The sequence below is a fragment of the Embleya sp. NBC_00888 genome, assembly GCF_045207655.1.
Classification (GTDB): Bacteria; Actinomycetota; Actinomycetes; order Streptomycetales; family Streptomycetaceae; genus Embleya.
Genome location: NZ_CP108784.1, coordinates 6,121,468 through 6,135,344 on the forward strand (window position 1 = coordinate 6,121,468; position 13,877 = coordinate 6,135,344).

At 71.2% G+C, this 13,877-nt stretch carries 10 protein-coding genes; 8 read left to right on the top strand and 2 right to left on the bottom strand.

Annotated elements, in window-relative coordinates:
• The first annotated feature begins 17 nt into the window (after positions 1 to 17).
• The 6 genes from OG948_RS26210 to OG948_RS26235 all read left to right on the top strand — a co-directional run bounded on the left by OG948_RS26210 (position 18) and on the right by OG948_RS26235 (position 8,117).
• A complete protein-coding gene (locus OG948_RS26210; RefSeq protein WP_406298796.1) occupies positions 18 to 695 on the top strand; it encodes a GNAT family N-acetyltransferase in 678 nt (225 codons plus the stop codon).
• Positions 692 to 2,164, top strand: coding sequence for a lysine N(6)-hydroxylase/L-ornithine N(5)-oxygenase family protein (locus OG948_RS26215; protein ID WP_406298797.1), 1,473 nt, complete (start codon positions 692 to 694; stop codon positions 2,162 to 2,164). Before OG948_RS26210 ends, OG948_RS26215 begins: the two co-directional genes overlap by 4 nt.
• Entirely contained in the window at positions 2,088 to 3,953 is a 1,866-nt protein-coding gene (locus tag OG948_RS26220) for an IucA/IucC family protein (RefSeq protein ID WP_406298798.1), read from the top strand. Before OG948_RS26215 ends, OG948_RS26220 begins: the two co-directional genes overlap by 77 nt.
• A gap of 87 nt (positions 3,954 to 4,040) precedes the next feature.
• The gene (locus OG948_RS26225; protein ID WP_402229453.1) at positions 4,041 to 4,898 is read left to right on the top strand and encodes a carbon-nitrogen hydrolase family protein; all 858 of its coding nucleotides are present in this window, start codon (positions 4,041 to 4,043) and stop codon (positions 4,896 to 4,898) included.
• 117 nt (positions 4,899 to 5,015) lie between these two features.
• Complete coding sequence (locus OG948_RS26230) at positions 5,016 to 5,966, top strand: SGNH/GDSL hydrolase family protein (protein ID WP_406298799.1); 951 nt, start codon at positions 5,016 to 5,018, stop codon at positions 5,964 to 5,966.
• 108 nt (positions 5,967 to 6,074) lie between these two features.
• Positions 6,075 to 8,117 carry an ATP-dependent DNA helicase gene (locus OG948_RS26235; RefSeq protein ID WP_406298800.1) on the top strand — a complete coding sequence of 681 codons (2,043 nt, stop codon included), beginning with the start codon at positions 6,075 to 6,077 and terminating at the stop codon, positions 8,115 to 8,117.
• Positions 8,118 to 8,212: 95 nt separating this feature from the next.
• On the opposite strand, the gene lexA is transcribed toward OG948_RS26235, so the two are convergent.
• Positions 8,213 to 8,923 (bottom strand): transcriptional repressor LexA, encoded by a 711-nt coding sequence (gene lexA, locus OG948_RS26240; protein WP_402229620.1) that lies wholly within the window; start codon positions 8,921 to 8,923, stop codon positions 8,213 to 8,215.
• Positions 8,924 to 9,552: 629 nt separating this feature from the next.
• Here lexA and nrdR point away from each other — a divergent pair.
• A complete protein-coding gene (gene nrdR / locus OG948_RS26245; RefSeq protein WP_395869352.1) occupies positions 9,553 to 10,047 on the top strand; it encodes a transcriptional regulator NrdR in 495 nt (164 codons plus the stop codon).
• A gap of 118 nt (positions 10,048 to 10,165) precedes the next feature.
• Complete coding sequence (locus OG948_RS26250; RefSeq protein WP_406298801.1) at positions 10,166 to 13,033, top strand: vitamin B12-dependent ribonucleotide reductase; 2,868 nt, start codon at positions 10,166 to 10,168, stop codon at positions 13,031 to 13,033.
• Between the two features lie 130 nt (positions 13,034 to 13,163).
• Here OG948_RS26250 and def read toward each other — a convergent pair whose 3' ends face one another.
• Entirely contained in the window at positions 13,164 to 13,841 is a 678-nt protein-coding gene (def, locus tag OG948_RS26255; protein ID WP_395869348.1) for a peptide deformylase, read from the bottom strand.
• Positions 13,842 to 13,877: the final 36 nt, after the last annotated feature.

The window sequence follows — 13,877 nt, forward strand, 5'->3', positions numbered from 1 at the left end:
GGAGGTTCCGTCCCCGTATGAGCCCGTCATCCCTGTCGTCCCGCACCACCGATCAGCCGGCGCTCGCCGAGGCGGAGACCGTGCGCCTGGCCACCCGGCACCTGCGCGCGGGACTGACCGGACCGCTCGCCGAGGCGGCGCGCTGGGGAGCGGTCCCGCTTCCGGTGGGCCGGTTCTCGCTGCACGAGATCCACCCCAAGCGCGACCTGGCGCTGCTGCACGCGTGGATGAACGACCCCGCCGTCGCCCCCTGGTGGGAGTTGGCGGGGGACGAGGAGGTGGTGCGCCGACACCTGGCCACCCAGGCCGTGTACACCCACACCAACGCCTACCTGGGCTGCCTGGACGACGAGCCGATCAGCTACTGGGAGCTGTATCGCGCCGACCTGGACGACCTGGCCCGGCACTACCCCGCGCGCCCGCACGACGTGGGGATCCACCTGCTGGTCGGCCCGGCGGCCCGGCGCGGGCGCGGGATCGGCTCGGTGCTGCTGCGCGCGGTCGCCGAACTGGTGCTGCGCGCCGCCCCCGACACGATGCGCGTGGTCGCCGAACCGGACGTGCGCAACCACGCGTCGCTGGCGGCCTTCGCCCGGGCCGGCTTCCGGCACGCCGGCGACGTCGAACTCCCGGACAAGACCGCCGCGTTGATGATGCGGGCGCGCACCGCGCGGGAATCGGGTGCCCGACGGTGACCGAACGCCTGCCCGCCCCGCGCCGGGCGCCCGATCCCGGCGCGGTGGTGTACGACCTGGTCGGCGTCGGCATCGGGCCGTTCAACCTCGCGCTCGCCGCGCTGGCCGACCGGGTCGAGCCGCTGCGCACGCTGTTCCTGGACCGGGCCCCCGCGTTCAGTTGGCATCCCGGGCTGCTGCTCGACGGCACCACGCTCCAGGTGCCGTTCCTGGCCGACCTGGTCACCCTGGTCGACCCGACCAGCCCGTGGTCCTTCCTGGCCTATCTGCGCGCGCACGACCGGCTGTTCCCGTTCTACTTCGCCGAGCGGCTGCACGTGCCCCGCCGCGAGTACGACCACTACTGCCGGTGGGTCGCCGAGGCGCTGCCGGCCTGCCGGTTCGGCAGCGACGTGGCCTCGGTGGACTGGGAAGGCGACCTGTACCGGGTCGAGTTCCGCGACACGGGGACCGGCGAGCGGCACCACGTGCACGCCCGGCACGTGGCGCTGGGCATCGGAACCGAGCCGGTGGTGCCCGAGCCGTTCGCGCGCCTGCTCGGCGAGAGCGTGCTGCACGCGGCCGACTACCTCGGGCACCGGGCGGACCTCACCGACGCCGAGGACGTCACGGTGCTGGGCTCGGGGCAGTCCGGCGCCGAGGTCTTCCTGGACCTGCTGCGCCGGCGCACCGGCCCGAGCCGGCGGCTGACCTGGCTGACCCGCTCGCCCGCGTTCGCCCCGATGGAGTACTCCAAGCTCGGCCTGGAGCACTTCACGCCCGACTACACGCGCTACTTCCACGCGCTGCCCGAGCCGGTCCGCGACCGCCTGGTGCCCGAGCAGTGGCAGTTGTACAAGGCGATCAGCGCGGACACCATCGCCGCGATCCACGACGAGCTCTACGAGCGCGGGATCGCGGGCGGGCGGGTGCGCGCCACCTTGATGCCCGATGTCACGGTGACCGCCGCGCGCACCACGAGCGAGGGGGTGGAACTGGGCTGTCGGCACGGCGAACAGGACCGCGCCTTCACCGTGCGCACCGACCGGGTCGTGCTGGCGACCGGGTACGCGCCGAGGCATCCGGCGATATTGGATCCGCTCAAGGACCTGATCGCGCGCGACGACGCCGGCCGGCCGTTGATCGACCTGGACCACCGCGTCGAGCTCGCCGAGCACGTCACCGGCGGGCTGTACGCGCAAAACGCCGAGCTGCACACGCACGGCGTGGGCACACCCGACCTGGGCCTGGGCGCGCACCGGGCCGCGACCATTCTCAACTCCGTGTGCGGCAGCGCGGTCTACCGGCTGCCGATCCGCACCGCGTTCACCACGTTCGGCCTGGCCGCGGGCGACACCGAGCCCGTGCGCCGGCCGCACCGACGGAGCGCGACCGACCCCGCAGAGGTACGCAATGTCGCAGTCGAACCCGGCAGCGGGGCCCATCGAGGCCGAACTGCCGCACCAGGGCACCCGACCCGCCGCGCCTGAGCCCGCGTCCCGGGTCCCCGGCGCGCGACCGGGCGCCGCCGCCGGTGACCGGGACCTGTGGCGCCGGGTCAACCGGGACATGATCGCCAAGGCGCTCGCCGAGTTCGCCTACGAGGAACTGCTCGGCCCCGTCGCCGACGGCGACACCTACACCGTGGACGTCGCCGGCGACGTGCACTACCGCTTCCGGGCCCGGCGCGGCGCCTATGACGCCTGGCACGTGGACCCCGCCTCGGTGGTGCGCGAATGGGAGGGCGGCGCCGACCCGGCCGAGGACATGCTCCAGTTCCTGCTGGACGCGCACACCGTGATCGGGCTGAGCGGGGACACCGCGGGCCACCTGGTGCGCGAGTTGACCGCGACGCTGGCCGCCGACGCGGCGAGTGCGGCGAGTGCAGCGAGCGCCGCGACGCTGGCCGACCTGGGCTACGCCGAGTTGGAGGGCCACCAGACCGGCCATCCGTGGATCGTGCCGAACAAGGGCCGGGTCGGCTTCTCGGCGAGCGACGCGCGCCGCTACCCGCCCGAGGCGCGGCGTCCGCTGCGGCTGCCGTGGATCGCGGTGCACCGGGACCTGGCCGTCTATCGCGCGGTGACCGGGCTGGACCGGGCGCGGTTGTACGCCGAGGAACTGGACCCCGAGACGATCGAGCGCTTTCGTCGGGTGCCGGCGGCGCGCGGTTCGGACCCGGACGACTTCCACTGGCTGCCGGTGCACCCGTGGCAGTGGGACGAGACGATCGCGACGCTGTTCGCGCCGCAGATCGCCGCCGGCGCGATCATCGCGCTGGGCGAGGCGGAGGACCACCACCTCGCGCAGCAGTCGGTGCGTACCTTCCTGAACCTGGACCGGCCGGCCCGACGCACCGTCAAGCTGCCGCTGTCGGTGCTGAACACGCTGGTGTGGCGCGGCCTGCCCAGCGAACGCACGCTGGCCGCGCCCGCCGTCACCGACTGGGTGCTGGGGCTGCGCGACGCGGACCCGTTCCTGCGCGACGAGTGCCGGGTGATCATGCTCGGCGAGACCGCGTCGGTCACCGTGCGCCACCCGGTCCTGGAGGAACTGCCGGGCGTGCCCTACCAGTACCGCGAACTGCTCGGCGCGATCTGGCGCGAACCCCTGGCCCCGCGCCTGGACCCGGGCGAACGCGCCCGCACGCTGGCGTCGCTGCTGCACGTGGACCCGGACGGCCGGCCGTTCGTCGCCGAACTGATCGAACGCTCGCAACTGGCGCCCCGGGTGTGGCTGCGCCGGCTCTTCCACGCGCTGCTCCCGCCGCTGCTGCACTGCCTGTACAAGTACGGCCTGGTGTTCTCCCCGCACGGCGAGAACGCGATCGTGGTCTTCGACGAGCACGACGTCCCGGTCCGGCTCGCGATCAAGGACTTCGTCGACGACGTCAACATCAGCGATCAGCCGCTGCCCGAACTGGCCGAACTGCCCGCCGAGGTCGCCGCGGTGCTGCTTCGGGAACGGCCGGACTACCTGTGCCAGTTCATCCACGCCGCGCTGCTGGTCGGCCACCACCGCTACCTGGCCGATCTCGCGGCCCAACACCTGGGCGTCCCGCAGGAGGGCTTCTGGGCGCTGGTGCGCGAGGAGATCCTGGACCACCAGGCGGCGTTCCCCGAACTCAAGGACCGGCACGAGCTGTTCGACCTGCTCACCCCGCGGATCGAGCGGCTGTGCCTGAACCGCAATCGGCTGCTTCTGGACGGCTACCGGGACCGCCCCACGCGTCCGCACGTGGGCGCGCACGGGAGCGTGCCCAACGCGCTGTGCAGGTGAGGCACCCGGCACGCCGCGACCGGGTCGCGAACAACCTGTCCGGTTTGCCGATGGTGTGATCCCCATCACGATGCCAGAATGCGGCGGGTGACCGACGTCGCCGAAAACGCGAGGCAACCCCTGAGGGTCGCCGCCGCACAGGCCCAGGCGCGGCCGGGTGACATCCCCGCGAATGTCGCCACGGCCGCGCAACTCGTGCGCTTCGCATCCTCGGCCGGAGCCGATGTCGTGGTGTTGCCGGAACTGTTCCTGTCGGGGTATGACCTCGACCTGTTCCGACCCGACGTCAAACCGTGCGACATCGTGCCCGGCGACACCCGGCTCGGTGAACTCCAGGCCGCCTGCTACGCCACCCGCACGGTCGCGGTGGTCGGCGCCGCGGTGCGCCGCGCGGGCGGGCGGACCATCTCGCTCGTGGTGATCGGCCGCGACGGCGACGCGCACGTGGCCTACGACCGCCAGCACCTGTGGCACGACGAACGCGAACTGTTCCTCCCGGGCGACCACGGCTGCACGATCGAGATCGCCGGCTGGCGCCTGGGCCTGGGCAGCGCCTACGACGTGAGCTTTCCCGAGCACGTACGCGCCGCCGTGCACGACGGATGCGACGCGTACCTGTGTCCCGGGGTCTACACGCGCGGCGACGGCGAACACCGCCGCGATCTGTACTTCGCCGCCCGGGCCCTGGAGAACACCTGCTACACCGTGGTCGCCAACCACATCGGCGACACCGTGCTCGGCCCGGCGTGCGGCCGCAGCGGCGTGTACGGGCCGGACGGACGGGTGGTGATCGAGGCGGACGGGGAACGGGTGGACGTGGTCGCCGCGACCTTCCAGGACATCGAGATCGACGCCGCGCGCGAGTGCCTGACCATGCTGGAGGACCTGCCCGCGTCCCGGCGCCCGGGGACCGGTCAACGGCGCGAGACGATCAAGCTGGACTGAAACCCGGACCGGCTCGTGCCCGGCGGACGCTGGAAACCGCGCGCGGGAAACCCTAGTCTCACCGGACCGGGACCTACCGACGGGTAACGGGAGCCGGCACGACGGAGGGGAGCGCACGTGCGCACAACTCGCAGGGCGATCGCGGGTCTGGCCGCGCTGACGGCGCTCGTCGCGCTGTCCGCCTGCTCGGACGATTCCGACGACAAGGCGGCGTCCGCCGACAAGGAGGCCGGCGTGCCCGCCGCGGACAAGGGCACCGCGCCGAGCGCGCTGCCGGTTGCCGCGAGCGGGGCCACCTATGTCGCGCTCGGCGATTCGTACGCGGCGGGTGTGAAGATACCCGTGATCGTGCCCACCGCGCCGCCCGGCTGCAGCCGCTCGGAGAGCAACTACGCGCACCTGGTGGCCAAGCAGAAGAACATCGCCGGCTTCGTCGACGTCACCTGCGGCGGCGCCAGGACCCCGGACATGACGGCGGGCCAGCAGACCCAGGGCTCGCCGCCGCCGCAGTTCGACGCGCTGCGCCCGGACACCGCGCTGGTGACCCTGGGCATCGGCGGCAACGACATCGGCTTCTCCGAGATCGTCACGACGTGCGTGATCCAGAGCCGCAGCACCACCTCGACCCAGCCGTGCACCGACAAGTACGCCGGCGGCGGCAACGACGAGTTGGCCAAGCGGATCGCGGACACCGCGCCGAAGATCGCCGCCACCATCGCCGGGATCAAGGAGCGCTCGCCCAAGGCCCGGATCCTGGTGGTGGGCTATCCCACGATCCTGCCGGAGAGCGGTCCCTCGTGCCCCGCCCAGGTGCCGGTCGCCGAGGGCGACCTGCCCTACCTGCGCAAGGTGGTGCCGGCGCTGAACGACATGATCGCCAAGGAGGCGGCCAAGCAGGGCGCGGAGTACGTGGACACCTACACCGGCTCGGCCGGCCACGACGTGTGCCGGCCGGTCGGCACCAAGTGGATCGAGGGCATCAAGCCCGAGTCGCCCGGCGCCCAGGTGCACCCCAACGCGCTCGGCCAGGAGGGCATGTCCAAGGCCGTGCTCGCCAAGCTCGGCTGACCCGGGTCCGGGTCGGGCCGACACCGGGACACGACCTCGCAGGAGAAGCCGGACGAAGCGGGCCGCGCGGTCGGCGATGTCGGTCGGAGCATCTAGGCTTGTCGCCCGATGAGCGACTCCGACCGTCCCGAGCTGACCGAACTCCTGCACGCCGCCGTTGCCGCCGTCGGCGGAGCGGAGCGGCCCGGACAAGTGTCCATGGCCGAGGCCGTCTCCGGCGCGGTGGCCCGTGCCGAACACCTCCTGGTCCAGGCGGGTACCGGCACCGGCAAGTCCCTGGCCTACCTGGTGCCCGCGCTCGCCGCGCGGCGCAAGGTCGTGGTCGCCACCGCGACGCTCGCGCTCCAGCGTCAACTGGTCGAGCGCGACCTGCCGCGCACGGTCGAGGCGCTGCGGCCGATGTTGCGCCGCTCGCCGACCTTCGCCACGCTCAAGGGCCGCGGCAACTACCTGTGCCTGCACCGGTTGCACGACGGTCCGCCGGACGAGGGCGAGGTGCTCTTCGACCCGGCGCCCACGAGCAGGCTGGGCCAGGACGTGGTCCGGCTGCGCGAGTGGGCCGACGACACCGAGACCGGCGATCGCGACGACCTGAGCCCGGGCGTCAACGACCGGGCCTGGGCCCAGGTGTCGGTGTCCTCGCGCGAGTGCCTGGGCGCCTCGCGCTGCCCGTACGGCGACGACTGCTTCGCCGAGGCCGCGCGGGAGCGGGCCAAGCAGGCCGACATCGTGGTCACCAACCACGCGCTGCTCGCCATCGACGCGTTGGAGGACGCGCCGGTGCTGCCCGAGCACGAGTTGTTGATCGTGGACGAGGCGCACGAGTTCGCCGGCCGGGCCACCGGGGTGGCCACCGCCGAGCTGAGCCTGAGCGCGGTGGACCGCGCCGCGCGCCGCGCGGGCAAGCTGGCCAACGAGGGCGCGGTGGACAACCTGGACGCCGCGTCGGAGGCGTTCAAGAAGACCATGGAGGGGCGCGAGCCCGGCCGACTGCGCGAGGTGGACCCGGATCTGGGCTGGACGGTGTCCGCGCTACGCGACGCGAGCCGGGGCGTGATCACCTCGCTCGGCGAGGTCCGGGATAAGTCGCTGAGCAACGAGGACGCGGCCCGGCGGCAGGCGCTGGCCGGCGTCGAGCACATCCACGACACCTGCGAGCGCATCCTCAAGGGCTCGCCGCACGACGTGATCTGGCTGGAGCGCAACGAGCGCACCGGCGCCTCCCTGCGGGTGGCGCCGATCGCGGTGGCCGGGCTGCTGCGCGAGGCGCTGTTCGGCGACCGCACCGTGGTGCTCACCTCGGCCACGCTCAAGCTCGGCGGTGACTTCCGCGGCGTGGCGGGCAGTCTGGGGCTGACCGCCGAGGGGCTGCTCACCGACGAGCCCGCGCCGGTGCCCACCGAGGTCGCGGTGCATCCGGGGGACGGCGAGGAGCCGGACGAGGACGCGGACCCGGACACCGACGCGGACCTGGCGGCGTGGCGCTGCCTGGACGTGGGCTCGCCGTTCGACTACCCCCGGCAGGGCATCCTCTACGTCGCGCGGCATCTGCCGCCGCCGGGCCGGGACGGGATGAGCGCGGACACCCTGGACGAGCTCGCCGAGCTGATCGAGGCGGCCGGCGGGCGGGCGCTGGGCCTGTTCTCCTCGCGGCGCGGCGCGGAGGCGGCCACCGAGGCGCTGCGCGAGCGGCTCGAGATGCCGATCCTGTGCCAGGGCGACGACTCGCTGGCGGAGCTGTTGCGGCGGTTCGCGGCCGAGCCGCGCACGTGCCTGTTCGGCACGCTGTCGTTGTGGCAGGGCGTGGACGTGCCCGGGCCGTCCTGCCAGCTCGTGATCATGGACCGGATCCCGTTTCCGCGTCCGGACGACCCGCTGATGAGCGCGCGGGCGCAGTCGGTGCAGGAGAACGGCGGCAACGGCTTCATGGCCGTGTCGGCCACGCACGCCGCGCTGTTGATGGCGCAGGGCGCCGGCCGGCTGATCCGGGCGATGGACGACCGGGGGGTGGTGGCGGTGCTCGATCCGCGGCTGGCCACCGCCCGCTACGGCGGGTTCTTCCGGTCCTCGATGCCGCCGCTGTGGTACACCGAGGACCGCGATCAGGTGCGCCGCTCGCTGGCCGCGATCGACAAGGACGACAGCGCCTGAAGCGTCACCGTGTCGCGAACGCGAGACGGGCGGTCGTACGGCGAACTCTCGCCGTACGACCGCCCGCTGCCGGTATGTCGATGTCCCCGGTCATCTCAGACCCGTCGCATGACGGCCACCACGCGGCCCAGGATGGTCGCCTCGTCTCCGGGAATGGGCTCGTAGGCGGGGTTGTGCGGCATGAGCCAGCGGTGCCCGTCCCGGTGCCGCAGACGCTTGACGGTGGCCTCGCCGTCGATCATCGCGGCGACGATGTCGCCGTTCTCGGCGACCGGCTGGCGGCGCACCGCGACGTAGTCGCCGTCCATGATCGCGGCCTCGATCATCGAGTCGCCGCTCACCTTGAGCAGGAACACGTCGCCGTCGCCGACGAGCTGGCGCGGCAGCGCGAACACGTCCTCGATGGACTGCTCGGCCAGGATCGGGCCACCGGCCGCGATCCGGCCGACCACCGGTACGTAGGACGCGGCCTGCGCACCGCGTTCGGCGTGCGGCCCGGCCGGCGCGAGCGGGCGACCGCCGTCCGGCGAACGCACCTCATAGGCGCGCGGGCGATGCGGATCACGGCGCAAATAGCCCTTGCGTTCCAGGGCCATCAGTTGATGCGCGACGGAAGAAGTGCTCGACAGGCCGACCGCCTCGCCGATCTCGCGCATGCTCGGCGGATATCCGCGGGTCTCCACGGAGGTGCGGATCACTTCCAGGACACGGGTCTGGCGCGGCGTCAGCCCCCCCGCCGGACGCCGCGTCGAACCACCCTGGACCTGCCCGTTCTCGGTGCCCGGGGCGGGCGCCGGCGGCGGCACGGTGGTGCTGTGCGGGTGTTTCACGGGGAGACTTTCGGTGCGGATTCCGGGGTGGATGGCTCCGGTGGCTTCTCCGGTCACGGCTGGCCCTTTCGACGGATTGCTCGCACGTGGAGAACGGTAGTCGGGTTCGAAAGGTTGCGCCAAACACACGTTCGAGTGAATTTAGGCCAATCCAGTGGCGATCATTCGGTTCCCGCTGTAGTAATCGTACATACATTCGAATTCTGCTCGGGGAAAACGCTCGTTTCGACTGCCCGATATGTGGCATCCGCGGCTCGTGTGCCACGACACGCGGCCGGCCGGGTTAATTTTCGCCGAACGTCGGGCGGTGACCTGCGGGGATGACGAGAGGTCACCACGGGCTCTCCGAGTGTCTGCGAGTCGGCTTGCAGCGCTCGGGGTCGCGGTCTACCGTAGCCACTACATCTTGTGGTCGAGGTCGCTGAAGGAACCCACAAGTTGTGGTTGCCGTATATACCATATTCCCGGAGCGCACCGGACGGGCCCCACGCGGAGACCCCGGGGCGAGGGCGCGGCAACAACCCGGGCACGCCTCGCCATACCGCGCGCGGCGCGCACGAGCAACACGGACGACCTGCGTCTCAACGAGGGGGAGAGGGAACCGCATGCACTGCCCCTTCTGTCGGCGAGCGGACAGCCGCGTCGTGGACAGCCGGACCACCGACGACGGCGCCGCGATCAGGCGTCGTCGCTCGTGCCCCGACTGCGGACGGCGCTTCACCACGATCGAGACCGCCTCGCTCACGGTGATCAAGCGCAGCGGCGTCACCGAACCCTTCAGCCGGGACAAGGTCATCGCCGGGGTGCGCAAGGCGTGCCAGGGCCGCCCGGTCACCGGCGACGCGCTGGCCCTGCTCGGCCAGCGGGTCGAGGAGGCGGTACGAGCCACCGGCTGTGCCGAGTTGACCACCCACGACGTGGGCCTGACCATATTGGGCCCGCTGCGGGAGCTCGACGAGGTCGCCTACCTGCGGTTCGCGTCCGTGTACCGGGCTTTCGAGTCGCTGGAGGACTTCGAGGCCGAGGTCGCGCTGCTGCGCGCCGGTCGCGCGGAGCCCGCGGTGCCCGTGGACGCGGCGGACAGTCCCGCCTCGGACTGATCGCGATCACCAGAAATCAATTTCGGTAGCACACGAACGACGGACCACCCGACCGGTCGGCGGACATCCCCCGGGACGATTCCGCCTGCCCACGGCGTTGTTCAAAAGAGGAGACGGCATGACAGAGACGACGAGCGGCTCAGCACGCGGTTCGGGCCGGTCACGACCCGGCAAGGGCCTGCGGATCGAGCGCGTGTACACGACCCCCGGCGTCCACCCGTACGACGAGGTGGTCTGGGAGCGTCGTGACGTCGTCATGACCAACTGGCGCGACGGCTCGATCAACTTCGAGCAGCGCGGCGTCGAGTTCCCCGACTCCTGGTCGGTGAACGCGGTCAACATCGTCACGAGCAAGTACTTCCGCGGTGCGGTGGGCACGCCGCAGCGCGAGTGGAGCCTGAAGCAGCTGATCGACCGGGTCGTCAAGACCTACCGCAAGTCCGGCGAGGAGAACGGCTACTTCGCCGGCCCCGCCGACGCGGAGATCTTCGAGCACGAGTTGGCGTACGCCCTCCTGCACCAGATCTTCAGCTTCAACTCGCCGGTCTGGTTCAACGTCGGCACCGCGCAGAAGCAACAGGTCAGCGCCTGCTTCATCCTGTCGGTCGACGACTCGATGGACTCGATCCTGGACTGGTACAAGGAAGAGGGCCTGATCTTCAAGGGCGGCTCGGGCGCCGGCCTGAACCTCTCCCGGATCCGCTCCAGCAAGGAACTGCTCACCTCCGGCGGCAACGCCTCGGGTCCGGTCTCCTTCATGCGCGGCGCGGACGCCTCGGCCGGGACGATCAAGTCGGGCGGCGCGACCCGCCGCGCGGCCAAGATGGTCGTGCTCGACGTCGACCACCCCGACATCGAGGACTTCATCGACACCAAGGTCAAGGAGGAGGAGAAGATCCGCGCGCTGCGCGACGCGGGCTTCGACATGGACCTCGGTGGCGCCGACATCGCGTCGGTGCAGTACCAGAACGCGAACAACTCGGTCCGCGTCTCGGACGAGTTCATGAACGCGGTCGAGCAGGGCAAGGAGTTCGGCCTGCGCGCCCGGCTCACCGGCGACGTGCTGGAGACGGTCGACGCCAAGGCGCTGTTCCGCAAGATGGCCGAGGCGGCGTGGGCCTGCGCCGACCCGGGCATCCAGTACGACGACGAGATCAACAAGTGGCACACGTGCCCCGAGTCGGGCCGGATCACCGCGTCCAACCCATGCTCGGAGTACATGCACCTGGACAACTCGTCCTGCAACCTCGCTTCGCTGAACCTGATGAAGTTCCTGCGCGAGACCGATGACGACGGGGCGGGCACCTTCGACGCGGTCAAGTTCGCCAAGGTCGTCGAGCTGGTCATCACCGCGATGGACATCTCGATCTGCTTCGCCGACTTCCCGACCGAGAAGATCGGCGAGACCACCCGCGCCTTCCGCCAGTTGGGCATCGGCTACGCCAACCTCGGCGCGCTGCTGATGGCGACCGGGCACGCGTACGACAGCGACGGCGGCCGCGCGCTGGCCGGCGCGATCTCCTCGCTGATGACCGGCACCGCCTACAAGCGCTCCGCCGAACTCGCCGGCATCGTCGGTCCGTACGACGGCTACGCCCGCAACGCCGAGCCGCACAAGCGCGTCATGCGCCTGCACGCCGAGGCCAACGACGCCGGCAAGCGCATGGACGACCTGGACACCCCCGTGTGGGACCTGGCGACCAAGGCGTGGAAGGACGTCGCCAAGCTCGGCGACAAGAACGGCTTCCGCAACGCGCAGGCCTCGGTGCTGGCCCCGACCGGCACGATCGGCCTGATGATGGACTGCGACACCACCGGTGTCGAGCCCGACCTGGCGCTGGTGAAGTTCAAGAAGCTGGTCGGCGGCGGCTCGATGCAGATCGTCAACGGCACGGTGGCTCGGGCGCTGGGCCGGCTGGGCTACCAGCCCGAGCAGGTCGAGGCGATCATCGAGCACATCGCCGAGCACGGCCACGTGGTGGACGCGCCCGGCCTCAAGCTCGAGCACTACGAGGTGTTCGACTGCGCGATGGGTGAGCGCACCATCTCGCCGATGGGTCACGTGCGGATGATGGCGGCGATCCAGCCGTGGATCTCCGGCGCGATCTCCAAGACGGTCAACATGTCCGAGGACGCCACCGTCGAGGAGATCGAGGAGATCTACTTCCAGGGCTGGAAGCTCGGCATCAAGGCGCTGGCGATCTACCGCGACAACTGCAAGGTCGGCCAGCCGCTCTCGGCCGGCAAGGGCGAGAACAAGGGCAAGGCGGACGACGGCAAGTCGACCGCGGCCACCGTGGTGGAGAAGGTCGTCGAGTACCGCCCGGTGCGCAAGCGCCTGCCCAAGGGTCGTCCCGGCATCACCACGTCCTTCTCGGTGGGTGGCGCCGAGGGCTACATGACCGCCAACTCCTACCCGGACGACGGCCTCGGCGAGGTCTTCCTGAAGATGTCCAAGCAGGGCTCGACCCTGGCGGGCATGATGGACGCCTTCTCGATCGCGGTCTCGGTGGGCCTGCAGTACGGCGTGCCGCTGGAGACCTACGTCTCCAAGTTCACCAACATGCGCTTCGAGCCGGCCGGGCTGACCGACGACCCGGACGTGCGGATGGCGCAGTCGATCGTCGACTACATCTTCCGCCGGCTGGCGCTGGACCACCTGCCGTTCGAGACCCGCTCGGCGCTGGGCATCCACTCCGCCGCGGAGCGCACCCGGCACCTGGAGACCGGCTCCTACGAGCCGGACGAGCCGGCCGCCGCCGAGGACATGCGCACGCTCGCGCAGTCCGCGCCGGTGGACGCCGCGCTCAAGGCCCCGGACCTCAAGCCGGTCCCGGCCGCGGTGCACTCCTCGACCGAGCTGCTGGAGGCCCGCCAGGGCCGCAGCGCGGACGCCCCGCTGTGCTTCTCCTGCGGGATCAAGATGCGCCCGGCCGGCAGCTGCTACGTGTGCGAGGGCTGCGGCTCGACCAGCGGCTGCAGCTGACCTCGAGGTCGGTGAGGTGAACGCCTGAAAGGGGGCGGGGAATCGGTGATACCGGTTCCCCGCCCCCTTCGGTGTTCCTCGTGCGGTGGCCGTCGCGGTCACCCGCCAAGGGCCGGTCGGCCGCGGTGGGTCAGCCGGCGAGCTGCTTGGCCTTGGCGTCGCGCTTGGCGAAGACCTCGTCGCGCATCGACTCCATCTCCTTGAGCACGTTCTTGCGCTCGCGCTTGGAGAGGCGGTCGATGTACAGGTAGCCGTTGAGGTGGTCGGTCTCGTGCTGGAGGCAGCGGGCGAAGTAGCCCTCGCCCTCGATCACCAGCGGGTTGCCGTCCTTGTCCACCCCGCGCGCGATCGCGCGGTCGGGGCGGGCCAGATCCTCGTGCGGGCCGGGGACGGACAGGCAGCCCTCGCCCGCCTCCTCCAGGTGCCGCTCGGTCGCGGGCAGTTCGTCCAGGACCGGGTTGATCAGGTGGCCGACGTGCCGGTGGCCGTCCTCGTCGACGCAGTCGTACACGAACAGCCGGATGCCGACGTCGACCTGGTTCGCGGCCAGGCCCACGCCGTCGGCGACGTACATGGTCAGGAACATGTCGTCGATCAGCGTGTTCAGCTCTTCCGTGCCGAACTCGGTGATCTCGGCGCAGGGTCGGTGCAGGACGTCCTCGCCGACCACGGTGACGCGCAGAACCTTGCCGCGGGCGGCCTCGGGCGCCATGGCGGGGTACGCGTCCACCGGGCGGCCCATCACAAAGATCCGGCCTTCTTCGTGATCGTGGTGATCGTGGCTGGAGTGGTCGTGGTGCTCGGCCATCGGTTTGCTTTACCTTTCCACCAGGGCATGAACCCG

Coding starts and splice junctions, on each gene's coding strand:
- OG948_RS26250 (WP_406298801.1), top strand. CDS start 10,166: ATGACAGAGACGACGAGCGGCTCAGCACGCGGTTCGGGCCGGTCACGA.
- def (WP_395869348.1), bottom strand. CDS start 13,841: ATGGCCGAGCACCACGACCACTCCAGCCACGATCACCACGATCACGAA.
- OG948_RS26220 (WP_406298798.1), top strand. CDS start 2,088: ATGTCGCAGTCGAACCCGGCAGCGGGGCCCATCGAGGCCGAACTGCCG.
- nrdR (WP_395869352.1), top strand. CDS start 9,553: ATGCACTGCCCCTTCTGTCGGCGAGCGGACAGCCGCGTCGTGGACAGC.
- OG948_RS26210 (WP_406298796.1), top strand. CDS start 18: ATGAGCCCGTCATCCCTGTCGTCCCGCACCACCGATCAGCCGGCGCTC.
- OG948_RS26235 (WP_406298800.1), top strand. CDS start 6,075: ATGAGCGACTCCGACCGTCCCGAGCTGACCGAACTCCTGCACGCCGCC.